Origin of the sequence: Rothia sp. HMSC066G02, from assembly GCF_001813145.1 — a bacterium.
Taxonomy (GTDB): domain Bacteria; phylum Actinomycetota; class Actinomycetes; order Actinomycetales; family Micrococcaceae; genus Rothia.
The window spans coordinates 59,952-82,410 of the sequence record NZ_KV811591.1 but is presented as its reverse complement, the minus strand read 5'-3'; the positions used below and the strand labels follow the sequence as shown (position 1 = coordinate 82,410).

21 protein-coding genes are annotated in these 22,459 nt (G+C 60.2%); 12 read left to right on the top strand and 9 right to left on the bottom strand.

Going from position 1 to position 22,459, the window contains the following annotated elements; all coding sequences use genetic code 11:
- Positions 1 to 134: 134 nt before the first annotated feature.
- Positions 135 to 1,559, top strand: a complete 1,425-nt coding sequence (glnA, locus tag HMPREF2894_RS04395) for a type I glutamate--ammonia ligase (RefSeq protein WP_070677974.1) — start codon at positions 135 to 137, stop codon at positions 1,557 to 1,559.
- A 292-nt stretch (positions 1,560 to 1,851) separates the two neighbouring features.
- On the opposite strand, the gene HMPREF2894_RS04390 is transcribed toward glnA, so the two are convergent.
- The gene (locus HMPREF2894_RS04390; RefSeq protein WP_070677972.1) at positions 1,852 to 2,232 is read right to left on the bottom strand and encodes a PH domain-containing protein; all 381 of its coding nucleotides are present in this window, start codon (positions 2,230 to 2,232) and stop codon (positions 1,852 to 1,854) included.
- A 227-nt stretch (positions 2,233 to 2,459) separates the two neighbouring features.
- Here HMPREF2894_RS04390 and HMPREF2894_RS04385 point away from each other — a divergent pair, with 227 nt between their 5' ends.
- Both HMPREF2894_RS04385 and budA read left to right on the top strand, forming a co-directional pair.
- Complete coding sequence (locus HMPREF2894_RS04385) at positions 2,460 to 2,948, top strand: GNAT family N-acetyltransferase (protein ID WP_070677970.1); 489 nt, start codon at positions 2,460 to 2,462, stop codon at positions 2,946 to 2,948.
- A gap of 279 nt (positions 2,949 to 3,227) precedes the next feature.
- Positions 3,228 to 3,977 (top strand): acetolactate decarboxylase, encoded by a 750-nt coding sequence (budA, locus tag HMPREF2894_RS04380; RefSeq protein ID WP_049327712.1) that lies wholly within the window; start codon positions 3,228 to 3,230, stop codon positions 3,975 to 3,977.
- 126 nt (positions 3,978 to 4,103) lie between these two features.
- Here the strand turns inward: budA and HMPREF2894_RS04375 are convergent, their stop codons facing one another.
- Both HMPREF2894_RS04375 and HMPREF2894_RS04370 read right to left on the bottom strand, forming a co-directional pair.
- The gene (locus tag HMPREF2894_RS04375) at positions 4,104 to 4,532 is read right to left on the bottom strand and encodes an HIT family protein (protein WP_070677968.1); all 429 of its coding nucleotides are present in this window, start codon (positions 4,530 to 4,532) and stop codon (positions 4,104 to 4,106) included.
- Between the two features lie 53 nt (positions 4,533 to 4,585).
- Positions 4,586 to 5,263 carry an MBL fold metallo-hydrolase gene (locus tag HMPREF2894_RS04370; RefSeq protein WP_070677966.1) on the bottom strand — a complete coding sequence of 226 codons (678 nt, stop codon included), beginning with the start codon at positions 5,261 to 5,263 and terminating at the stop codon, positions 4,586 to 4,588.
- Between the two features lie 157 nt (positions 5,264 to 5,420).
- On the opposite strand from HMPREF2894_RS04370, the gene HMPREF2894_RS04365 reads away from it, so the two are divergent.
- Positions 5,421 to 5,885: a Fur family transcriptional regulator gene (locus HMPREF2894_RS04365; protein ID WP_070634502.1), complete on the top strand. Its 465-nt coding sequence runs from the start codon at positions 5,421 to 5,423 to the stop codon at positions 5,883 to 5,885.
- Between the two features lie 298 nt (positions 5,886 to 6,183).
- Here HMPREF2894_RS04365 and HMPREF2894_RS04360 read toward each other — a convergent pair whose 3' ends face one another.
- The 6 genes from HMPREF2894_RS04360 to HMPREF2894_RS04335 all read right to left on the bottom strand — a co-directional run bounded on the left by HMPREF2894_RS04360 (position 6,184) and on the right by HMPREF2894_RS04335 (position 11,953).
- A complete protein-coding gene (locus HMPREF2894_RS04360; RefSeq protein WP_005505453.1) occupies positions 6,184 to 7,104 on the bottom strand; it encodes a metal ABC transporter permease in 921 nt (306 codons plus the stop codon).
- Positions 7,101 to 8,000, bottom strand: coding sequence for a metal ABC transporter ATP-binding protein (locus HMPREF2894_RS04355; protein WP_005505452.1), 900 nt, complete (start codon positions 7,998 to 8,000; stop codon positions 7,101 to 7,103). Before HMPREF2894_RS04355 ends, HMPREF2894_RS04360 begins: the two co-directional genes overlap by 4 nt.
- Positions 8,001 to 9,008 carry a metal ABC transporter solute-binding protein, Zn/Mn family gene (locus HMPREF2894_RS04350; RefSeq protein WP_005505451.1) on the bottom strand — a complete coding sequence of 336 codons (1,008 nt, stop codon included), beginning with the start codon at positions 9,006 to 9,008 and terminating at the stop codon, positions 8,001 to 8,003.
- Positions 9,009 to 9,348: 340 nt separating this feature from the next.
- Entirely contained in the window at positions 9,349 to 10,431 is a 1,083-nt protein-coding gene (locus HMPREF2894_RS04345; protein WP_070677964.1) for a hemolysin family protein, read from the bottom strand.
- Positions 10,428 to 11,762: a hemolysin family protein gene (locus HMPREF2894_RS04340; RefSeq protein ID WP_070677962.1), complete on the bottom strand. Its 1,335-nt coding sequence runs from the start codon at positions 11,760 to 11,762 to the stop codon at positions 10,428 to 10,430. The genes HMPREF2894_RS04345 and HMPREF2894_RS04340 overlap by 4 nt, the downstream gene beginning before the upstream one ends.
- The gene (locus HMPREF2894_RS04335; protein ID WP_141744700.1) at positions 11,753 to 11,953 is read right to left on the bottom strand and encodes a hypothetical protein; all 201 of its coding nucleotides are present in this window, start codon (positions 11,951 to 11,953) and stop codon (positions 11,753 to 11,755) included. Before HMPREF2894_RS04335 ends, HMPREF2894_RS04340 begins: the two co-directional genes overlap by 10 nt.
- 411 nt (positions 11,954 to 12,364) lie before the next feature.
- Here HMPREF2894_RS04335 and HMPREF2894_RS04330 point away from each other — a divergent pair, with 411 nt between their 5' ends.
- The 8 genes from HMPREF2894_RS04330 to HMPREF2894_RS04300 all read left to right on the top strand — a co-directional run bounded on the left by HMPREF2894_RS04330 (position 12,365) and on the right by HMPREF2894_RS04300 (position 22,390).
- Complete coding sequence (locus HMPREF2894_RS04330) at positions 12,365 to 16,042, top strand: multifunctional oxoglutarate decarboxylase/oxoglutarate dehydrogenase thiamine pyrophosphate-binding subunit/dihydrolipoyllysine-residue succinyltransferase subunit (RefSeq protein ID WP_070677960.1); 3,678 nt, start codon at positions 12,365 to 12,367, stop codon at positions 16,040 to 16,042.
- A gap of 220 nt (positions 16,043 to 16,262) precedes the next feature.
- Positions 16,263 to 16,862 carry a GDSL-type esterase/lipase family protein gene (locus HMPREF2894_RS04325; protein ID WP_005505446.1) on the top strand — a complete coding sequence of 200 codons (600 nt, stop codon included), beginning with the start codon at positions 16,263 to 16,265 and terminating at the stop codon, positions 16,860 to 16,862.
- 230 nt (positions 16,863 to 17,092) lie between these two features.
- Positions 17,093 to 17,167, top strand: coding sequence for a 50S ribosomal protein bL37 (locus HMPREF2894_RS09335; RefSeq protein ID WP_095343185.1), 75 nt, complete (start codon positions 17,093 to 17,095; stop codon positions 17,165 to 17,167).
- Between the two features lie 157 nt (positions 17,168 to 17,324).
- Positions 17,325 to 18,053, top strand: coding sequence for a sigma-70 family RNA polymerase sigma factor (locus HMPREF2894_RS04320; RefSeq protein WP_070677958.1), 729 nt, complete (start codon positions 17,325 to 17,327; stop codon positions 18,051 to 18,053).
- Positions 18,054 to 18,145: 92 nt separating this feature from the next.
- Positions 18,146 to 18,478, top strand: coding sequence for a mycothiol system anti-sigma-R factor (gene rsrA, locus HMPREF2894_RS04315; RefSeq protein ID WP_070677956.1), 333 nt, complete (start codon positions 18,146 to 18,148; stop codon positions 18,476 to 18,478).
- Between the two features lie 261 nt (positions 18,479 to 18,739).
- Entirely contained in the window at positions 18,740 to 20,251 is a 1,512-nt protein-coding gene (aroA, locus tag HMPREF2894_RS04310) for a 3-phosphoshikimate 1-carboxyvinyltransferase (RefSeq protein ID WP_049347239.1), read from the top strand.
- Positions 20,252 to 21,379 (top strand): ribosome small subunit-dependent GTPase A, encoded by a 1,128-nt coding sequence (gene rsgA / locus HMPREF2894_RS04305; RefSeq protein ID WP_049342178.1) that lies wholly within the window; start codon positions 20,252 to 20,254, stop codon positions 21,377 to 21,379.
- A gap of 69 nt (positions 21,380 to 21,448) precedes the next feature.
- Positions 21,449 to 22,390, top strand: a complete 942-nt coding sequence (locus tag HMPREF2894_RS04300; protein ID WP_070677954.1) for an inositol monophosphatase family protein — start codon at positions 21,449 to 21,451, stop codon at positions 22,388 to 22,390.
- The last annotated feature ends 69 nt before the right edge of the window (positions 22,391 to 22,459 follow it).

Genomic DNA, 22,459 nt, shown 5'->3' with positions numbered 1-22,459 from the left:
ACGCACGCGCAAAAAATAACCACTATGCTTGATATGTCACAGGGTTTTGCCCGCGGCCAAAAACTAAACCAAAGACTGAATGTGATGAGGGAAAGCACCCTCCTGCACCGTCAGTCGAACAAGGAGCAGTCCTCATGTTTACCAGCCCCCAGGAAGTTCTCGACTTTATCAAGAACGAAGAAGTAGTCTTCGTTGATATCCGATTCACCGACATGCCCGGCGTGCAGCAGCACTTCAACCTGCCCGCTAAGGCGATTGATGACGATTTCTTCGTCAACGGCCAGCTTTTTGACGGCTCCTCCATTCGCGGCTTCCAGGGCATTGCAGAGTCCGACATGCAGCTGATCCCCGACGTTCAGTCCGCGTACGTTGACCCCTTCCGCATTGAGAAGACCCTGGTCATCATCTGCTCCATCGTGAACCCCCGCACCGGCGAGCCCTACCACCGTGACCCCCGCGGCGTCGCTGAGCGTGCCGAAGCATACCTGCAATCCACCGGCATTGCAGACACCGCGTTCTTCGCATCCGAGGCTGAATTCTTCGTCTTCGAGGACGTCCGCTACCAGGTCGAGCCGAACTCCGTATTCTTCAAGATCGACTCCGATGAGGCTCCCTGGAACACCGGCCGCAAGGAAGAGGGCGGCAACCTGGGCAACAAGACCCCCGTCAAGGGCGGCTACTTCCCCGTCTCCCCCGTCGACAAGCAGGCTGACCTGCGTGACGCAATGTGCGTAGCAATGGACGAGGTCGGCCTTGAGGTTGAGCGTAGCCACCACGAGGTGGGCGCAGCCGGCCAGGCAGAAATCAACTACAAGTTCGACACCCTCACCAAGGCTGCTGACGACCTGCTGAAGTTCAAGTACGTCATCAAGGGCACCGCTGACGCATGGGGCAAGTCCGTAACCTTCATGCCCAAGCCCGTCTTCGGTGACAACGGCTCCGGTATGCACTGCCACCAGTCGCTGTGGCAGAACGGCGAGCCCCTGTTCTACGACGAACGCGGCTACGCTAACCTCTCCGACACCGCACGCTGGTACATTGGCGGTCTGATTGAGCACTCCTCCGCTGTTCTGGCGTTCACCAACCCGACCGTGAACTCCTACAAGCGTCTGGTTCCCGGCTACGAGGCTCCCATCAACATGGTGTACTCGCAGGGTAACCGTTCCGCTGGTATCCGTATTCCGATTACCGGCACCAACCCGAAGGCTAAGCGCCTGGAGTTCCGTGCACCGGACCCCTCCGCTAACCCCTACTTCGCATTCGCTGCTCAGCTGATGGCTGGTCTGGACGGCATCCGTAACCGCATCGAGCCGCCGGCACCGATCGACAAGGACCTGTACGAGCTGCCCGCCGAAGAGGCTAAGGACATCAAGAAGGCTCCCGCTAACCTGGAGGAGGCACTGGCGGCTCTGGAGGCTGACCACGACTTCCTGCTCGAGGGCGGCGTCTTCACCGAGGACCTGATTCAGGCATGGATCGACTACAAGCGTAAGAATGAGCTGGAGCCCCTCTCGCTGATTCCGCACCCGCTTGAGTACCAGCTGTACTACGGCGTCTAATTCGCTGGCGTCTAATTCCGGGCTTCTAGATGTGAGGTCTGAATAGCAGGCAACGGCCTATATGTTCCTTTGGGAACGTATAGGCCGTTGTTGTGTTCTCGGGCGTATCTCTGCGGACTTCTATCTTGCTGTAGCACTTTTGGCGACAGTACGTGTCCAATATTTTTATGCCTCGATGGGTCTTGCGCACCTTAGTTGCGCTTAGAGCGGCTCTAAGGGCTAAGCTGTTGGTGCTGGCGTTCCCTCCCTTTTTGTCGTGCAACCGGAGGGAACGCCAGTCTATTTTTATGCCCTAATGCTGCTGAGCGTTTAGAACCTGCTGAGCGATGAGCCGGTCAAGCTTGCGGACGTCAATCTTTCGGCCCAGCTTGATTTTGATGTAGCCGACCTTCGTCCATAGAGCGATTTCACTATTCGCGTCGAACAGGTTTCCTGCATTTTCAGAAGACCACATATGGATTGAGGAGTAAGGCAACGAATACATTTCTACCTTCTTACCCGTCAAGCCTTGAGCATCACGAATGATGAGTCGGTGAGTCGTGAAAATCGCGGAATCGCGGAAAGTAGCAAAGGCTGCGACGGCGCTTTCGCCCGGCCCCAAGAGGGCTTGGGCATCCGGCGGTACAGGAATTTCTGATTGTAGAGTCCACGTCATGATAGCGGCGATAGACATAGAGTTACCTCCAGGGTGTTGAGTGATATAACGCTCTCAGTATAGAGCCCTGTTAATTTATCTGCAGTCCAGATGGTCATCTACGCAAACATAATATGAGCACTAAATATCCGTTCATGGATGACACCGTAAATCTCATAGGGCGGCTTTCCGATTCCGCCCCTGCACGGAGTTTTCCTCAATGGGGTACGCTCATTCCCGACCGATGACAAACGGAAGGGCCTCTTTTGTTTTCTACTCCCCCTCATTTTCAGGCTAAGCGTTTCGATGAGCTGACTCTCCGCGAGCTTCAGCAGATACACATCACCCGTTCCCTTGTTTTCACGGTGGGTCAGCAAATCATTGCGCAGGAGCCTGACGAGGCAGATTTCGACTGCGTTCATTTCTTCCACGCGAATGAGGCAGGTCGGGTCCTAGCATACCTACGCCTCTTCGACCTTATGACGGTCGATGACGGTTACCACCGCCCTATCGAAGGCGCTTGGACTATCGGCAGAGTAGCAGTCCGCGAGGAGGCGCGGGGCACCGGCCTGGGGCGTGCCCTACTGCATGAGGCGATTGATTGGGTTCGCGAGAATACGGATGCTCGCCAACTGGTTATTAGTGCCCAGTCTTATCTGAAGGACAGCTACTACGGTGCAGCAGGGTTCGTGCAGGTGGGTGAGCCGTACCTTGAGGTCGGTATCGAGCACGTAGAGATGGTTCTGGAGCTCTAGCCGCCTCCGGTAGGTGAGAGCCTCATGTGGCGAGCTCTTCCTAGTCGGAGGGTCACATCATAAGACGGCATACCCGCTAGTCCCGGGATCTTTCCTACGCAGGCGTAGAATGAAAGTACGTGCGCCCGGCCGGCGGCACCTACGAATTCCGCGAGAAACGACACCGAACGCCGTGTTCTCCCCACCGCCCCTCACGCTTTCAGCATCAGCTAGGGCGAGTATCGCTGATGACCGACCGACCCGTCTGACGCCGCATCCACTGTAACGAGGAGAAATTTCATGGCATATCAGCCGACCATCCTAAACGGTGAAACTGTTTTCCGTAACGAAGTTTTTCAGACCGGCCTCATGTCCCAGCTGCTGGACGGCATCTACGATGGCGAGATGACCATCGGTGAGCTCCTGAGCCACGGCAACTTCGGTGTGGGCACCTTCAACGGCCTCGACGGCGAAATGGTCGTCCTCGACGGCGTCTGCTACCAGGTACGCCACGACGGCTCCGTGTCCCTGCCCGACCTGCGCCAGCAGACCCCCTACGCCGTGGTCACCAACTTCGTGCCCATGATTAAGCGCGAACTACCGCATAACCTACTCCGTAAGTCTGCCTCGCAGATTCTGGATGACTTCACCGTCTCCAAGAACTACATGTACGCCATCAAAATTTACGGCGAGTTCGAGTGGGTCCGCACCCGCACCGTCATCAAGCAGGAGAAGCCCTACCCGAAGATGGTTGCGGCCACTGAGAACGAGGACATTGTCCAGTTCGATAACGTGACCGGCACGATTGTTGGCTTCCGCACCCCGATCTACGAGCAGGGCATCTCGGTGCCCGGCTGCCACGCCCACTTTATCGACGATGAGCGCGTTCAGGGCGGCCACGTGGTCGACTTCAAGCTGCGCTCGGCAAAGGTCGAGATCTGCCCCGGTACCGGTCTGCAGCTGCACCTGCCGCTGACCCCCGAGTTCTCCTCCGCTAACCTCTCCCCCGAGGACCTAGCCGACCAGATCTCCAAGGCTGAGAAGCACTAAGCTTCTCCCATACCGGGATATAGCAACGGGCTATATTAACGAAGGAGCCGCCCTCTACTGTTGTGTAGAGGGCGGCTCCTTCGTGTTTATACGCGCTGTCGTGTTTATACGCGCTGTAAAGGGCGCTTACGCCTCGGGCACGAACTCGCCGTGGCCGCGCTCGCGCAGGGCAACACGCACCTTCTCAGCCGCCGCATCCAGCTCTTCGGCGGTAGCATCCTTCTTCGCGTTGGCGGGATCGTAATCAGCCATGCTATCAACCGGGAACAGATGGATGTGGGTGTGCGGCACGTCGAAGCCAGCAATCACCAAAGCCACACGCTCCTTATCAAACGCCTGATCCAGAGCACCCGAAATCTTGTGCACCACAGCGAACAGGTGCGCAGCCAGCTCAGCCGGCAGGTCGGGCCAACGGTCAATCTCCGCGCGGGGAACCACCAGCAGGTGACCTTCCGACTGGGGCATGATGTCCATGAACGCCACGCAGTGCTCGTCCTTCCAGACGAAGCGGCCGGGAAGCTCGCCGTCAATAATCTTGGTAAAAATCGTGCTCACAATACTCTCCTTCATGCGCCGTCATCGGCGCGTTTGAAGCTCAACGGTCAGGCTTACGCCTCAACCTCAATGCTCTCACCGGGGTTCAGGTGCTTCAGCTCAGTGCCGTACTTCGCGCCGAAGTTCGTCACCAGGCCCTCAATAATGCCGGTGCCGTTCTGGTTGATCATACCGTTGTGAATCGGAACCACACGCTGAGCGCCGGTCGCAATCACAAAATCAATGACTTCCTGAACCTTCGACCAGGGCGCGTGAATCGGCACCAGAACGGTATTCGCACGCACGCGGTGCGGAACCACCAGCGAGTCACCCGGGTGGTACACGGCACCGTTAATCAGGTAACCAACATTGGCGATGGTCTGAATCAGCGGGTGAATCAGGGCATGCTGACCGCCGTAAGTCTTCACCTCAAAACCGGGGATGCTGAACTCAGAATCAGAGGAAACAACGGTAACCTCGGCATCGGGCACAGCCTCCTTGATGACCTGGGCAACAGCCTCGGGAGCCCAAATCTTCAACGGGGTCTGCGACTCGGCACGCTCAGCAATCAGCGGTAGCACCGACGGACCATCAAAATGATCCGGATGCGCGTGGGTCACGAACAGGTAATCGGCGCCTTCCAGCGCGGTGGCGTGTTCGCCTTCTGCGGCAAAGTTGCCGGGGTCAAGAACGAGGGTGCGCCCCTCATTCTCAAGGCGGATACATGAGTGGGTGTACTTCGTCATTTTCATAGTTTTAGTCTACCGTTAACCCTCATTCGTGCCTGTTGATGACTTCAATTTTTGAGATAAAGCGCAAATCAACCACCTTTTGAACGCCTCTAGTGTAAAGTCGTAAGACAAGATCGACCACACAATGGGACGGATTTCCGCCCCGAAAGGTTCAGCAATGGACACTCATATTCCCGTACGGAGAATTACGAAGCCCGCCGAAGCCCGAAATACCCGCCAGCGTCGCATCATCAAGGCGACCATGGAAGAGCTCGGCGATTTCATCTCAGCACAGGATCTGCACCTGACCCTCGCGAACCGCAAGGAACAGGTCTCTCTCGCAACCACCTACCGCGTGCTGCAGTCGCTGGCTAACGCCGGTGAGCTCGACTCGGTCAAGGGCGTTGAGGGTGAGACCCTGTACCGCCACTGCCGGGTGAAAGATCACCACCACCACCTGCTCTGCCGCCGATGCGGCACCGCCATTGAGCTGGAAGCACCCGCCCTCGAGGACTGGGCACTGGCGATGGGCAAGCAGCACGGCTTCTCGGAGCTGGAGCACGTGGTAGAAGTGACCGGCTACTGCCCGGACTGCACTTTAGCACGTCGCGAGGAAGAAGCGCAGGGCGGCACTGCACGCTAACGTTGCAGGCCAAGCCGCAACCTCTAAGCCCCTCATCTGAGGAGCTATCCCCCATCGAGGGAAAACCTTCTCAACGAAGGAAACGGCGCCTTCAAGATCTTTGACGCCGCTACAGCACGACACACAGGGCATCTGGACAGAGCAATCTGGACAAGGCAACACAACGCCACGCAGACTAAGCCCACGCCGCACGGGGATATCCCCCTTCACAGCAGGACATCCCCCTTCACAGCGGCACCTATGCACGACAACGCAAGAGCCCCACCTCATTCCCGAGGCGGGGCTCTTGCTATATGTTCTATGCCTTCTCAGCCAGCTGGCGGCCCGAGGCGCTATGGCGACGCTTCACGCCACCAATCACACGGCACACCACGTAAATCAGGAAGGAAATACTGGTCACGTAGGGGCTAATCGGCAGCGAACCGGCAAGAGCCAGCAGAATACCGCCCACAATAGACGCCTCCGCAAACAGCACCGACAGAATCAGGGTGCGTACCGGAGATGCCGTTACCTGCATCGCCGCAGCCGCCGGAGTAATCAGCAGCGCCAGCACCAGCAGCGAACCGACCACCTGCACCGACAGCGCCACAGCAATACCCAGAATCACCATGAACACCAGGGACAGGAAGCGCATCGGCACGCCCTTAGCGCGCGCGACCTCCGGGTCCAGGGAAGCAAAGCTCAGCGGACGCCACACCATCACCAGCAGGGAAATAATAACCACCGCACCAATAATCATGGTGTGCAGCTGGTCGGCATCCACGGACACGATCTGACCGGTCAGCAGACCAAACTTATTCGCGCTACGGCCCTGGTACAGGGAGAGGAAGAGAATACCCAAGCCCAAGCCGAACGGCATGAGCGCACCAATGACCGAGTTCGAATTGCTCGCCTTAGAGCCCAGAAAGGCAATCAGCAGAGCCGAGGCAATCGAACCGACCATGGAGCCGGTCACCACGTCATAGCCGAGCAACAGGGCAAGGGCGGCACCCGCGAAAGACATTTCAGAGACGCCGTGCACCGCAAAGGCATGGTCGCGCATCATCACAAAAATACCGACGAAACCACCGATAAGGCCCAGAACAGCGCCAGCAAAAATGGAGTTCTGCAGCATCTGCAGCAGCTCGCCGTAGCGGTCAAAAACGAAGATACGGGAGAGCAAATCATTCTGCGCGGCGGCAACCGGTGCCAGAGCGGGGAGGGAAGCAAGAATGGTCATCGTGTGGTTCCTCCCGGAAGGTGTAGAGTGCGCTGCGGTTCGGAGAGACCAGACTTCAGGTGGGAACCGTGAATGTTCTGGTCGGTGCCCTCAATATGGCAGTGGTCGCTGGCGTGAGTCTCACCCACCACCACGTAACGGCCATTAGACTTGAGCACGCTCACCGGGGTTCCGTACAGGGAGGTGAGAGTCTCACTGGTCATGACCTCTTCCACCGAGCCGACAGTGAAACGACCGTTTGCCAGGTAGAGCACACGATCCACATGCTCAATGATGGGGTTGATTTCATGGGTCACGAACACCACCGCCACGCCGCGTTCACGGTTGAACCGGTGAATCAGCTCAGCCACCGCGTACTGGTGGTTGAGGTCCAGGGAGAGTAGCGCCTCGTCAGCCAGCAGAATCTTCGGGTCGTTCGCGAGCGCCTGGGCGATACGCAGGCGCTGCTGCTCACCGCCGGAGAGCAGCCCCACCGGCACATTTGCGTATTCGGTCGCGCCGACGGCTTCGAGGAGTTCGTCAACCTTGGCGCGGTATTTGCGGCCGTGCAGGCGGATGCCCCAGCGGTGCCCGTCCACGCCAAGTCCCACGAGGTCGCGGGCGCGCATCGGGGTGGAGGTGGGGATGGACTTCTGCTGCGGTACGTAGCCGACGCCGGCGTTGCCCAGACGTGCGGGTTTGCCGAGCACAGAGATGTCTCCGGCGTTGAGTCCGGTCAGGCCGAGAACGACTTTGAGGAAGGTGGACTTGCCGGAGCCGTTGGGTCCGAGCACAGCGAAGTATTCGCCTGCGCCAATGTCGAGGGTTAGATCTTTCCAGAGGGTGCGGGCCCCGAAAGCGAGGCTACCCCCGCGAATGGAAATCGCGGGGGCGGCACCGTTATTGTTGTCAGTCACTTAGGAGAGCGCCTTTTCGAGGTTGCTGACGTTGGTCTTCATCCATGCCAGGTAGTTGGTGTTTTCCGGCAGGGTTTCGGTGAAGGATACGTAGTTCACCGAGGCGTCCTTAGCTGCCTGCAGCACCTCGTTGGTCTGGGAGGTGGAGGTCTGCTCGTTGTAGGCGAGTAGCTGGACCTTCTTCTCGGTGACCATGTCCTTGGTTTCCTTCAGGACGAGTGCGGGGACGTCGTTGCCGGCTTCTGCCGCCTCAGCGAATTCGCTGGGGGTTGCGTTCTCTGCGCCGGTGGAGGAAATCAGGTAGTCCGGCACGGGCTCGGTGGACAGGTACTTCTTACCTTCACCGGCGATTGCCTTGGCGGTGGTGTCCAGTGCGTCCAGTTCCTTGGAGAAGGTGGATGCGTTGGTGCGGAACGTCTCAGCGTGTGCGGAGTCGAGGCCTGCGAGCTCTTCAGCGATCTTCTGGGCGACCTTCTTCATGGTTTCGAAGTCGTACCAGAGGTGCTCGTTGAACTCGTGTGCGTGGGCGTGGTCGCCGCCGTCTTCGTGGTGTTCGCCGCCGCGGTGGTCCTCGACCAGGTGGGTGTATTCGGCGTCGGTGAGCTTGCCGCTGACCTTGACCGCGTTCACGATCTTCTGGGAGGCGTTGTCCTTGCCGGCGAGGTCTTCGAGGAACAGGTCGTAGCCTGCGCCGTTGATGACGATCAGGGAAGCGTCCTTTGCCTTGAGGCGGTCGGCGCTGGTGGCTTCGTAGGAGTGGGGGTCGGTGCTGGTGGAGGCGATGAGTGCGGTGACCTCAATGTAGTCGCCGCCGACCTGCTTGGCGATGTCTGCGTAGACGTCGGTGGAGGCGACGACCTTCACCTTGCCATTGTTGGAGCCAGCCGAGGAGGACGAACCGGAGGAGGTGCTGTTCTCGGTTGCGCAGCCTGCCAGTAGCAGGGAGGACGCGGCGAGTGAGCCCATTGCGGTGAGGAAGTGCTTGCGGGTGATCTTCGGGTGCGACATGAGGGCTCTCTTTCGGTTCGTTCTAGTCTGTAGGTTCCTTAACTACATCATGCGCACACCCGTATAAACAACTCTTTATTGTTGTCATTTGGGTGCTGTTAGGCAACCCTTTTCCCTGTCAGTAGCTTATGCAACAGGGATAGTTAGCTCAGCCTACTGCGCTCCCCCACCGCTACTTTATACTGCCGCTTCATCCCTCCGTCTGAGAGTGCCCCTTGGGGGCATCCATAAGACGTTTTTAACCGCAAAACAGCCCGCCCCTCGCCCTCTTTGACGAGGGCACCGGGCGGGCTGTGTGTTCAAGATTCCCCTGTTTTACTCGGGGTATCTCACGATGCGGTTACTGGGCTTCACGCGATTGCTGTCGGCGTACACGCTCACGCACCGCGTCCTGGGTGGTGTCGTTGATTTCGCCGACGAGCTCCTCCAGCACGTCTTCAAGGAAGACCACGCCGAGGGTTACGCCCTGCTCATCCATAACCTGCGCGATATGGGTTCGGCTGCGCTGCATGGAGGCGAGCGCATCGTCAATATCGGTGGTCGGGGTGAGCGTGTCCAGGGAACGTAGCTTGTACCAGGGGAAGGGCTCGTCGAACCGCTCGGGGGCGATGGCGAGGGCATCCTTCACGTGCAGGTAGCCCATGTAGGTTCCGTCGCTGTCGGTAATGACGAAGCGGGAGTAGCCGCTGCGTGCCACGGCGCGTTCCAGTTCGGCGGGGGTGCTGCCGAAGGGCAGGGTGACGAGCCTATCGCCGGGCACCATGATTTCGTAGACGTCCTTCTCAGTGAATTCGAGGGCACTTTCAATCACGCCGGCATCGTCTTCCACGGTGCCTTCCGCGGTTGAGGTTGCCACGATGGTCTGCAGCTCGCCCAGGGTGAAGGTGGAGGCGACTTCGTCCTTCGCGTCGACCTTCATGAGCGCCAGCAGCTTGTTGGACAGGTTGTTCAGCAGGGCGACCACGGGGGCGAAAATCTTGGAGAAGGTCACCAGGGTCGGCACAATCCAGAGAGCCACACCGCGGGCGGCGAGGGTCACGGCGGCGTTCTTGGGAACCATCTCGCCGAAGATCACGTGCAGGTAGGTGACCAGGATCAGAGTGATGCCGAAGGCGATTACGTCCACGATTGCGTGGGGCAGGCCGACCAGGTGCAGGGGCACCTCCAGCATGTGGTGCAGCGCCGGTTCTGAGACGTTCAGAATCAGCAGGGAGCAGATGGTGATGCCCAGCTGGCAGGTGGCGAGCATGAGCGAGACGTTTTCTAGCGCGTAGATGACGGTCTGCGCTCGCTTATTGCCTTCTTCGGCGAGCGGTTCGATTTGTGCTCGTCGAGTGGACATGATGGCAAATTCACCGGCGACGAAGAAGGCGTTTCCGGCGAGCAGAATGACGAGCAATGCGATGGCTACCCAGTCGTTCATGCGTTGCCTCCCTTCTCGGTCTGTTCCTGTGCGCTAGGTGCGGGGGTGAATCGGATGCGGTCCACGCGGCGGCCTTCGAGGGTGTCGACGCGCAGGGTGCCGCCGGGTACGGGTACGCTGTCGCCTACTTCGGGGATGCGGCCGAGCCGTTCCATCATGAAGCCGCCGACGGTTTCGTATTCGGAGCTTTCCTCAACCTCGAGCCCGGGGATGAGGGTGTTGATTTCGTCGGGGCGGCGCAGGCCGGAGAACACCCAGTCGCCGTTGCCGTAGCGTAGGGGGCGTTCGGTGCGGCCGCGGTCGTGTTCGTCGGAGACTTCGCCGACGATTTCTTCGACGAGGTCTTCGAGGGTTGCGATGCCGGCGGTTCCGCCGTATTCGTCGAGGACCACGGCGAGCTGCAGGGCGCCCTGGCGTAGCTGGGTGAGCAGCGCGTCCAGGTGCAGGGTTTCGGGGACCTGCAGCACGTCTTCTGCTAGGGCGCCGGCCTCGAGGGTTTCGCGCACCTCCGGGGGCACGCCGACCGCCTTCTTCACGTGTACGACGCCCACGATGTTGTCGTGGTCGCCCTTGTAGAGGGGGAATCGGGAGTGGCCGGTGGAGCGTGCCAGCTTGATGACTTCGGCAACGGGGGCGGTGTCTTCGAGCATGGCGACCTGGCCGCGCGGGGTCATTACTTCGGAGGCGGTCAGCTCGGAGAAGCGCAGGGTGCGGTCCACGAAGCGTGCCGCGTCGGAGTCGAGGGTGCCTTCTTCTGCGGAGCGGCGCACCATGGAGGAGAGCTCTTCGGGGGTGCGGGCGGCGGAGAGTTCTTCTTTGGCTTCCATGCCGAAGCGTCCGAGAATCCAGTTGGCGGATCCGTTCATGATGCGCACGAGCGGGGACATGACGCGGGTGAATGCCAGCTGCGCGGGGGCGACTCGACGCGCCACATCGTAGGGTTCGGCGATAGCGAGGCCCTTGGGCAGCAGTTCGCCGACGACCATGGAGAGCAGGGTTGCGATGAGCATCGCCAGCACCAGGGTGAGTACGTCGGTCACGCTGGTGGGCAGACCCAGGCTGCTGATGGCGCCGGTGGTGAGCGCCTTGATGGCGGCGTCGAGGGTGTAACCGGTCAGCAGCGTGGTGATGGTGATGCCGATCTGGCAGCTGGAGAGCTGAGTAGAGAGCGTCTTGAGGCAGCGCAGGACGGCGTCGGCTGCTTTATCGCCGGAGTCCTTTGCCTGCTGCACGGTCGCGGTTTCAAGTGCTACGAGGGAGAACTCTACGGCGACGAAGAAGCCCGTTCCCAGGATGAGGAGTAGGCCGATGAGCAGAAGGATTAGATCCACTCAGCCACCGCCTCCATCGACTGGTGTGCGGCGACTCGGTTCTGGTGAAGCACCACCGCGCGGGAGATGTCCAGATGCTGGGCACTCGAAAGCGGGGTGTTTTCACGGGTGGCTGCACGGAACATCACGGTACGGAGCGCCGAGTATTCGGGCAGTATTCTGCGCTGGCTAGTAGTCAGAGTCTTACTCAAAGGGTCATCCATACCCCATATTTTAGCGAAGGTTTCGTCTCTTCCCAGTGCTGTAGAGTGCCTGCTCACAAGCACAAGACAGCACTTGTTGCACACGCGGCTCATTGCGAATCAGCAAGAGTGAAAAATTGCATTGCGGATATAGCGCGATGAGCTGGAAAGTTCACCGTGCTTCTCTTTACACTTATACATAGGAGCATGAGTGTGCCGCCATGCAAGCGGATGAACCCCGACGTTCACGGCACGCTAGGCAGGTTTGTACGGTGCACACCCCGCACATACGGCCACCATCTTAGGCGATGCGCACATGCTCAGCGTGATGATTCGCCCCTCGAAGACGCGGGTCGTCTATGCCGGGGAGAGTCCCGGACGCGACGGATAAATTCACACTAATTGGAAGAGGCGTTTAACGTGCCAAATCTGCCAGAACATCTGGTGCCTGAGGAATTTGCCGGTAACGAATGGTTCGTTGAAGAACAGTACGAGCGTTACCAGAAGGACAAGAACCTCGTGGACCCTTCATGGTGGCCCATTTTTGAGACCATCGACAAGGCGCTGGGAGGCGCCGGTACCGCTAGTGCAGCTCCTGTTGCGGCACCCGCCGCACCGGCTGCACCTGCCGCACCTGTAGCAACTCCCGCCCCCGCGGCACCGAAGCCTGCGGCTGCGCCTGCTAACCCCACCCCTCCCGCTGCTACCAAGAAGGCTGAACCTGTGGAACCTGTTGAAGACAAGATTGTCCCCCTCCGCGGCCCTGCTAAGGCAGTTGTCACGACCATGGAAGAGTCGCTGACTGTCCCCACCGCAACCACCGTTCGTGCGGTCCCCGCAAAGCTGCTCATTGAGAACCGTGCTGCCATCAACAAGTACCTGGCAAGCACCCGCGGCGGCAAGGTTTCCTTCACCCACATCATTGGTTACGCTGTGATTCGCGCAGTGGCAGCGATGCCCTCGATGAACGTGACCTACGGTGTGGACGAGAAGGGCAAGCCCGTTGCAATCCACAACGCACACGTAAACTTTGGTCTGGCTATTGACCTGCCCCGCCCCGACGGCTCCCGCAACCTGGTCGTTCCGAACCTTAAGGGTGCTGAGCAGCTGAGCTTCCGTGAGTTCTGGGATGCGTACAACGACATCGTTAAGCGTGGCCGTAACGGCGCGCTGACCATTGAGGACTTCCGCGGCACCACTGTTTCGCTGACCAACCCCGGTGGTATCGGTACCGTCCACTCGGTGCCCCGCCTCTCCAAGGGCCAGGCAGCGATCATCGGTGTGGGTGCTCTGGAGTACCCGGCTGAGTTCCGCGGCCTGTCCGAGAAGCTCATCACCCAGCAGGGCCTGTCCAAGATCATCACCCTGACCAGCACCTACGACCACCGCGTCATTCAGGGCGCAGGTTCCGGTGAGTTCCTGAAGCTGGTTGAGCACTACCTGCTTGGCGGCGACGACTTCTACGACGCTATCTTCCGCGATTTGAAGGTTCCCTTCGAGCCGGTCCGTTGGGCACGCGACAACCACGTCGATGACGCTCACGAGATTTCCAAGGTTGCACGTATTCAGCAGCTGATTCACGCGTACCGCGTGCACGGTCACCTGACCGCAGCAACCAACCCCGTTGGCTACAAGATGCGTTCGCACCCGGACCTGAAGCTGGAGAACTACGGCCTGACCCTGTGGGATCTGGACCGCGTCTACCCGACCGGTGGCTTCGGCGGTTCCGAGCGTCTGCCGCTGCGCACCATCCTGGAGCGCCTGCACGAGGCATACTCCGGCTCCCTGTCCGTTGAGTACATGTACTCTGAGGACCCCGAGGTTCGCGCATGGTTCCAGGAGCGCCTGGAGCGCGGCGTTGCTAAGCCCACCCGCGAGGAGCAGCTGCGTGTTCTCTCCAAGCTGGTTGAGGCTGAGGCATTCGAGAACTTCCTGCAGACCAAGTACCTGGGTCAGAAGCGCTTCTCCCTGGAGGGCGGCGAGTCCCTGATTCCGCTGCTGGACGCTGTTCTGGACAAGGCCGCTAACAACGACCTGAAGGGCGTTGCCATTGGTATGGCACACCGCGGTCGCCTGAACGTGCTGACCAACATTGCTGGTAAGTCCTACGCTCAGATTTTCCGTGAATTCTCCGGCACCGCAGCACCCTACGAGGGTGGCTCCGGTGACGTGAAGTACCACCTCGGTACCGAGGGTGTCTTCACCTCCGATTCCGGTAAGCAGACCCAGGTGTACGTGGCTGCTAACCCCTCGCACCTTGAGGCCGCAAACACCGTGCTCGAGGGTATCGTCCGCGCTAAGCAGGATGTCTACCGTGAGCAGGGCATTGAGGGTCACCCGGTCCTGCCGATCCTGATTCACGGTGACGCAGCGTTCGCTGGCCAGGGTATCGTCATGGAGACCCTGCAGATGGCTGACCTGAAGGCGTACACCACCGGCGGCACCGTGCACGTTGTGGTGAACAACCAGATTGGCTTCACCACCCTGCCGAACGACGGCCGCACCGCAACCCACGCCTCCGACATTGCGCGTATGACCAAGGCTCCGGTCTTCCACGTCAACGCTGATGACCCGGATGCAGTGGTTCGCGCCGCACGCCTGGCATTCGAGTACCGTGAGCGCTTCGGTCGCGACGTTGTCATTGACCTGATTTGCTACCGCCGCCGCGGTCACAACGAGGCTGACGATCCGTCGATGACCCAGCCGAAGATGTACCAGGATATTGACGTCCTGCCCTCGACCCGCACCCTGTACGCACAGGACCTGGTCGGTCGCGGCGATGTCTCTCAGGAAGAGGCAGACGAAGTTCTGGACTCCTACCACTCGAAGCTGGACGCTATCTTCGTCGAGACTCAGTCTTCGGCACCGGCTCCTGCTGGCGCGCACGTTTCCGGTCTGGAACTGCCTGCTGCTCAGCAGAACACCGAGGTCGTTCACGGCGGTAAGACTGCAATCTCCCGTGAGACTCTGCAGCACATCGCTGACGCGTTCGGTAAGGCTCCCGAGGGCTTCACCGTCCACAAGAAGCTGAAGAAGCTCATGGAGCAGCGCGTTGAGATGGGCCGCACCGGCAACGTGAACTGGGGTATGGGTGAACTGCTCGCCTTCGGTTCGCTGCTGATGGAGGGCACCGACGTTCGTATGAGCGGTCAGGATGTTCAGCGCGGTACCTTCGTTCAGCGTCACGCTGTTCTGCACGACCACATCACTGATGAAGAGTGGTCGCCGCTGGAGCACCTCTCTGAGGACCAGGGCAAGTTCCGTATCTACAACTCCTTCCTCTCTGAGTACGGCGTTCTCGGCTTCGAGTACGGCTACTCGGTGGAGCGCCCCGACTCGCTCGTGGTGTGGGAGGCTCAGTTCGGTGACTTCGCAAACGGCGCTCAGACCATCATTGATGAGTTCGTGTCTTCCTCCGAGCAGAAGTGGGGCCAGCGCTCCTCGCTGGTTATGCTGCTTCCTCACGGCTACGAGGGTCAGGGTCCTGACCACTCCTCGGCTCGTGTTGAGCGTTACCTGCAGCTGTGCGCTGAGAACAACATGACTGTTGCTTGCCCCTCGACTCCGGCTTCGCACTTCCACCTGCTGCGTCGCCACTCTCAGCACCGTCCGTACAAGCCGCTCGTGGTGATCAGCCCCAAGCAGTTGCTGCGTCTGAAGGCTGCTGCGTCCTCCATTGAGGACTTCACCGAGGGTTCGTTCCAGCCGGTGATTGGTGACCGTTCGGGTATTAACCCGGCTCAGGTTGAGCGTGTGGTCTTCGTATCCGGTCGTCTCTACTACGATCTGGAAGCTGAGCGCGAGCGCCGCGGCGACACCAAGACCGCTATTGTCTCGGTGGAGCAGCTGTACCCGCTGCCCGAGCAGGAGATCAAGGAGCAGCTGGCTCTGTACTCGAACGCTACCGACATTGTGTGGGCTCAGGACGAGCCGGCTAACCAGGGTCAGTGGCCGTTCATGGCTCTCAACCTGCAGCCGCTGATTGACCGCCGTATGCGCCTGGCTTCCCGCTCCGCAGCTGCTTCCCCGGCTGCCGGTACCGGTAAGCTGCACGCAGCTGAGGCTGAGGCTCTGCTCAAGCAGGTCTTCGAAGGCTAAGGTCTTCTACAGCTGATCGGCTCATGATTTAGCTCTTCAAAACCCGTCTTCCCGTCAGATGTTTCTGGCGGGCAGACGGGTTTTTTAGTCTCGGATGCTTACCGGATAGGGTATTAAGTTCGAAAAGAGGCCGGTAAGCGCTTATCCTAGATATAAAGACTATTACTCACGTGCCTTGCCGCCTCTCACGGCGGGCGCATACTGCAGAAGAAAGAATTCCGTGGAGCAACGCAATATTCGAATTGTGGCAGTCGGCGATGACCTGCTCGCCGGTGTTGGCGATCCCCGTACCCTCGGCTGGTTTGGCCGTGTTATGGCGCGCACCCCGCAGACCACCGCATCCATTGCGGCATATAACCTTGCCGCCCCCAATGAAGGTAGCGAGCAGCTGAATGCACGCTGGTTCGAGGAGGCGCGCCGCCGCTTCGTTCCCGGTGCTGATAACCGCCTCATTATTGCTCCGTCGACCTTTGACATTGATTTGGGTCTGACCAGCGCTCGTTCGCGTTTGAACCTGGCGAACATTGTGGACATGGCGTCGCAGAACAATATTAAGGTTCTGGTTGTTGGTCCGCCGCCGACCCTGGACGCTGAGCGTAACCGCCGTATCGCTGACCTGTCGGCGGCATACGCGGATGTGGTGACCCGCCGTAACCACGTGTACGTGGATACGTTCAACCCGCTGCTTCACCACGAGCAGTGGCGCAACGATCTTGCCGCTAATGACGGCCGCCCCGGTCAGTCCGGTTACGGTCTGATGGCGTGGCTGGTTCTGCACCGCGGCTGGTACAACTGGCTGAACATTCCTGAGCACGGCTAAGAGCCCGCTCCCCCGGCTGGGGTTGTGAGCTGATGCGAAGAAAGTTCGTGTTTTTTAGCTCATATCCCGGTTCCAAGATGCAATCATGCCGTTTCTATGAAAAAATAGACGGCGTTGCCCTTATAGCGTGGGCCACCGGTTTTCGGTGACCGCCTCTGCTAGGGCAGGTAATAGGGAGCGCGCACCGCGAAGGTGGGGCGTGCATCCATGAACACTATAAGGAGGCTCTGATGAGCAAGCGCGGTCGTAAGCGCAAGGACCGTCGTAAGGGCGGCGCAAACCACGGTAAGCGCCCCAACGCATAAGGTATCTTGCATACACTTTAAAACCCCGGCGTTTCGGATATTATTCGGACCCGGGGTTTTGCTTTACCCGCAGATGTTTGTGCGCATTCTGCGGAATAAAGAGAAGAATTCTACGTTATGGAAGTGAACGCCCGGCGCGTTCCTGTAGAGGAGAAACATGGCTGAAACCAACACCGCAGCGGATACCCGCGAGCTACGCGAACGCTTTACCGCGGACGCTATGCAGTATGTGGATCAGCTCTACGCTGCCGCCCTGCGGATGAGCCGCAACTCTGCCGATGCTGAAGACTTGGTGCAGGAAACCTACATGAAGGCTTTTGCTTCGTACCATCAGTTCACCGAGGGTACGAACCTGAAGGCGTGGCTGTACCGCATCCTGACGAATACGTACATCAATTTGTACCGTAAGCGTCAGCGTGAGCCGCAGCAGTCTCAGGGTGAGACGGTGGAGGATTGGCAGCTGGCTCAGGCGGGTGAGCATGATGCGGTGGGTCTGCGTTCTGCTGAGGCGGAGGCGCTGAGTGCCCTGCCGAATACGGAGGTTCGTGAGGCTCTGAATGAGCTGTCTGAGGATTTCCGCATGGTGGTGTACTACTCCGATGTGGAGGGTTTCGCGTACAAGGATATTGCGGAGATTCTGGATATCCCCATGGGCACGGTGATGTCTCGTCTGCATCGTGGCCGCCGGATTCTGCGTGAGAAGCTGCTCGATTATGCGCGTGAGAACGGTCTGCGCCCTTCGACTATCGCAGAGGTAGAAGCGAAGGCTGAGGCAAAAGCTGCAGCGAAGGCAGGTGCTAAGGCCCAGCCAGCTAAGGCTACCAAAGCCAAGGGCGTAAAGTCCCCGCCGGCGAGCTCTCGTTCCGAGGCGCCTGCGGATTCTTAGCTTCGCTCTTCTACACGTGAGCTAGCCCCCCCCCATGAGGTTGGGGCTAGACTCCCCTAACGCTTTATACCTTCCGTGTGAAAGGAACCCCGATGTCAACCACAGACAAGAATTCTTCTGTCCCCGAAGCCCCCGAAGCCGCCGATGCCCCTGCGGCTTCTGAGCCGCTGGAGGATTGCGGCGGCCAGCCCTGCTCGTCGTCTCTCAAGCACCTCTACGAATTCCTCGATAGGGAGCTGAGCCCCGAGCAGCTGCGCACGGTTCAGGCGCATCTGGATGCCTGCCCCGACTGCGCGGATGTGAAGGACTTTGAGCTGATGATTCGTGAGAAGATGCGTTCTTCGTGCGCTCAGCAGGCGCCCGAGCAGCTGAAGGCGCGTCTGCTGCAGGATGTGCAGAAGTTCTGCGCCGAGGCTAACCTCTAAGCTGCCTCAAGCTGTTGCCCCGCTGGGGGTATAGACATCTGATGATGAGTGAAGGCGGTGCACCAATAACAGTGCACCGCCTTTACGCGTGTTGTTTTAGTTCGCGCCGTCTGGTTCGTGTTGCCTAGTTCGCGCCGCCTATCTCAGCGCTGGAGCCCTCAGCGGCTCGCAAACCCTCAACCGGTAGAATAGGGGTAGACGTCAACCGGCGCAGCGCACCACAGCCTGCGCCTCCCCGTGATTCGACCCAGAAGAGGACATATGAGCGACGCAGCAGTGCAGCTTTCCCCCGGTGATTGGCCCGCTCCCCTGGCACCCGCCTCCAGCGAAGCCGCTGGCAAGAACGCGCTGGTGCATATTCCGGGTTCTAAGTCGCTCACGAACCGTTATCTGCTGCTTGCTGCTCTGGCTGATTCCCCCTCGTATTTGCGTGCGCCGCTACATTCGCGCGATTCGGCGCTGATGATTGAGGCGCTGCGCCAGCTGGGGGCGGGTATTGAGTTGGTGCCGACCGATTCGCCGTTCGGTCCGGATGTTAAGGTCACTCCCCTGAGCTTTGTGGAGGCACATTCCGCACAGGCTCAGTCCGATTCCGCTCAGTCACGCACCGTGTCGATTGAGTGCGGTCTTGCCGGTACCGTGATGCGTTTTGTGCCCGCCCTGGCGGCGCTGCTGCCGGGTGAGTTCGCTTTTGACGGTGACCCGCACGCTCGTCAGCGTCCGATGGGTCCGGTTCTGGAGGGTCTGCGTCAGCTGGGTGTGCAGGTGGATTGTGAGCAGGGCGAGAACGCTCTGCCCTTCGTGCTGCGCTCCCCCGGCCTGGCGAGCGCAGAGGGTGTTTCTGAGGCGCCCGTGGTTCGTATTGATGCTTCGACGTCGTCCCAGTTCGTTTCGGCTCTGTTGCTGATGGCGCCTCGCCTACCGCAGGGTATGGTGCTGGTGCACGAGGGTTCTTCGGTACCGTCCATCCCGCACATTCAGATGACCGTGGAGGCACTGCGCCAGATGGGTATTCGGGTGCAGGAGCACTACCCGAGCCAAGACAACGAAGCAGAGGGCGGCGAGTACCGTTGGACGGTTCACCCCGGTTCTTTCCCCGGCTTTGAGATGACCATTGAGCCGGACCTTTCGAATGCCGGTCCGTTCCTTGCCGCCGCCGTGGTTACCGGCGAGTCGGTGACTATTCCTCACTGGCCGGCACCCGCGGCTGATTCTTCGGCGGGTACGACCCAGGTGGGCGATATGTGGCGTGAGCTTCTGCCCGCGCTGGGTGCGCAGGTTCGCTACGCTGAGGGCCGTCTGACCGTGACCGGTCCCGCGCAGCTTCCCGAGGGTGACTTCTCCTTTGATCTGTCTGCCGGTGGCGAGTTGGCGCCGACTATGGCGGCTGCTTGTGCTTTCGTGAAGGGCCGCGTTGAGCTGACCGGCATTGCGCATCTGCGCGGTCATGAGACGGACCGCCTCGCAGCGCTCGCCGCTGAGATTAACCGCCTGGGAGGTGCCGCCCACGACACCGCCGATTCGCTGGTGATTGAGGCGCCCATCCCCGCTGCCGCGGAGGTTGCGCAGGTTCTGGCGCGCACCTACGACGATCACCGTATGGCGACCTTCGCGGCGATTATTGGTCTGCGCCGCCCCAATGTGGTGGTGCAGAACGTAGCCACCGTAGCTAAGACCATGCCCGAATTTACCGCAATGTGGGAGGACATGCTGGCGCAATGGCAGACCGGCGCCTCCACCGCTGATGCTACCGCTGACCAGGAGGTCTTCTAAATGGGTTCTTCCCGCATGAACGTGCGCGATTTCTCCGAATGGGATGAGTCGGATGTGCGCGTGCGCCCCAACAAGAAGGGCTCCCGCCCCCGCACGAAGGACCGCCCGACCTTCAAAGAAGCGATTCGTGGCAGGGTCATTACGGTGGACCGCGGCCGCTGGTCGGTCGTCGTGGATGAGGGTACCGAGAAGGAGCGTACCCTCATTGCGGCGCGCGCTAAGGAGCTACGCCGCACCGCGATTGTAACCGGCGACTTTGTGGACCTGGTGGGTGACACCTCCGGCGCGAAGGATACCCTGGCGCGCATTGTGCGTCTGGGCGAGCGCACCTCGATTCTGCGCCGTAGCGCCGATGACACCGACCCGTCGGAGCGCGTGGTCGTGGCGAATGCTCAGCAGCTGGTGATTGTGGTTGCTGCGGCAAACCCGGAGCCGCGCACCGGTTTCATTGACCGTGCCGTGGTGGCGGCATTTGACGCCGGGATTGAGCCGATCCTGTGCATTACGAAGACCGATGTGCGGTACCCGCAGAACCTGCTGGATTACTATGCGGCGAGCGGTTTGAAGATTGTGCTGTCCTCGTCTTCGGATGGTTTGGCGCCGAGCCAGGAGGGCGCTGCCGGTTTGGAGTCGGCACCGGTTCAGGAGCTTCTGCAGGAGCTGCTGGGTCAGGTGTCGGTGCTTCTGGGTCATTCGGGTGTGGGTAAGTCGACCCTGGTGAATGCGCTGACCGGCTCCGAGCGTGCGACCGGTCATGTGAACGCGGTGACGGGCCGTGGCCGTCACACTTCCTCGTCGGCGTTGGCGTTGCGTCCGGTGAATGCGAATGGCGACCCGATGGAGCCGGGCACCTGGATTATTGATACTCCGGGTATTCGTTCTTTCGGTCTGGCGCATGTGCCGCCGGAGACCGTCGTGGAGGCGTTCGTGGACCTGGCGCCGGGTGCGGCGGATTGTCCGAAGGCGTGTACGCACGCGGCGCAGGCTCCCGAGTGCGGTCTGGAGGCGTACGTTGCTGCCGGTCGTGCCGGTGAGAGCGGTCCCGCCCGCCTGGAGTCCTTGCGTAAGCTGCTGCTGTTGACTCCTGAAGAGGGCGATTCGGAGAAGGAACTGGGCGCGCTTGTCTAGGGTTCTCTGTCCTCTCCCGCACACACATTTTTGCTGACTACATCACCGATACTGAAGAAGAGCATTACTATGAGCCGTCCCCAGCAGTACACCGACGATTTGCGTCTTGCGCATATTCTTGCCGATAGCGTCGATCGTGTGAGCGCTATGCGTTTTCGTGACCGCCCGGTCTTCTCCCCCGCATCCGAGGTGGTAGAGCCCGCGGAGGCGGCACCCGCCGCGGCGCCGTTGGCGCCATGGCAGCAGGCTACTCAGCAGCCCGTAGAACCGCAGGTACCGGTGCAGGAGCCTGCCGATTACGCCTCGGGTGTGGCTCAGGAGATTGAGGAGCTTCTACGCGCGCAGCTGTCGCGTGTGCGTACTCGTGACGGTATTGCCGGTGCGCATGCCGGCTATAACGGTCAGGCGGCGCGCCAGTGGGTGATTGCACCGATTGCTGAGCTGGATAATTTTCGCCGCGGCGTGCCGGTGTGGGCGACTCTGATTGCTTTGCTGGATCAGGGTGAGCCGGTGGTGGGTGTGGTGTCTGCACCCGCGCTGGGTCGCCGCTGGTGGGCTGCTCGCGGTTCGGGCGCGTACACGGGTAAGTCCTTGGCGCAGGCGACTCGTCTTGAGGTGTCTTCGCTGACTCAGCTGGATCAGCTGTCTGCCGCGTACACCGATCTCTCCTCCTGGAAGGCGGCCTCTGAAGGCGCTGTGGACCGCTCTGGCGAGCTTGTACAGCTTCTGGGTTGTGTGGGTCGTTCCCGCGCGTACGGTTCGTTCTGGGCGGCGTGTATGCTCGCTGAGGGTGCCGTGGACACCGTCGTGGACGCCTCCCTGTCTTTCTACGAGGTGGCGGCGCTACTGCCGCTGATTCGTGAGGCTGGCGGCGTCGCCTCCACTCTGGAGGGTGATCTGCCCGAGCACGCGGGCGTTTCAGTCACCGGTGTGCGCCCGGTGTCCCTGGTGGCAAGTAATACGGCGGCGGTCCAGCAGCAGGTGCTGGAGGCGCTCGCACCCCGACCCTAGCCTGCACTCCCCTCCCCGGTGACGGTGACAATATAGCGAGGCGGCGGCTTTCCGGTCAGTGGAAAGCCG

Excerpts from the sequence above, each read along its gene's own strand:
- HMPREF2894_RS04365 (WP_070634502.1), top strand. The coding sequence starts at position 5,421 with ATGGACACTCATATTCCCGTACGGAGAATTACGAAGCCCGCCGAAGCC.
- HMPREF2894_RS04345 (WP_070677964.1), bottom strand. The coding sequence starts at position 10,431 with ATGAACGACTGGGTAGCCATCGCATTGCTCGTCATTCTGCTCGCCGGA.
- budA (WP_049327712.1), top strand. The coding sequence starts at position 3,228 with ATGGCATATCAGCCGACCATCCTAAACGGTGAAACTGTTTTCCGTAAC.
- rsgA (WP_049342178.1), top strand. The coding sequence starts at position 20,252 with ATGGGTTCTTCCCGCATGAACGTGCGCGATTTCTCCGAATGGGATGAG.
- glnA (WP_070677974.1), top strand. The coding sequence starts at position 135 with ATGTTTACCAGCCCCCAGGAAGTTCTCGACTTTATCAAGAACGAAGAA.
- rsrA (WP_070677956.1), top strand. The coding sequence starts at position 18,146 with ATGTCAACCACAGACAAGAATTCTTCTGTCCCCGAAGCCCCCGAAGCC.
- aroA (WP_049347239.1), top strand. The coding sequence starts at position 18,740 with ATGAGCGACGCAGCAGTGCAGCTTTCCCCCGGTGATTGGCCCGCTCCC.
- HMPREF2894_RS04300 (WP_070677954.1), top strand. The coding sequence starts at position 21,449 with ATGAGCCGTCCCCAGCAGTACACCGACGATTTGCGTCTTGCGCATATT.
- HMPREF2894_RS04350 (WP_005505451.1), bottom strand. The coding sequence starts at position 9,008 with ATGTCGCACCCGAAGATCACCCGCAAGCACTTCCTCACCGCAATGGGC.
- HMPREF2894_RS04320 (WP_070677958.1), top strand. The coding sequence starts at position 17,325 with ATGGCTGAAACCAACACCGCAGCGGATACCCGCGAGCTACGCGAACGC.
- HMPREF2894_RS04360 (WP_005505453.1), bottom strand. The coding sequence starts at position 7,104 with ATGACCATTCTTGCTTCCCTCCCCGCTCTGGCACCGGTTGCCGCCGCG.
- HMPREF2894_RS04390 (WP_070677972.1), bottom strand. The coding sequence starts at position 2,232 with ATGTCTATCGCCGCTATCATGACGTGGACTCTACAATCAGAAATTCCT.
- HMPREF2894_RS04370 (WP_070677966.1), bottom strand. The coding sequence starts at position 5,263 with ATGAAAATGACGAAGTACACCCACTCATGTATCCGCCTTGAGAATGAG.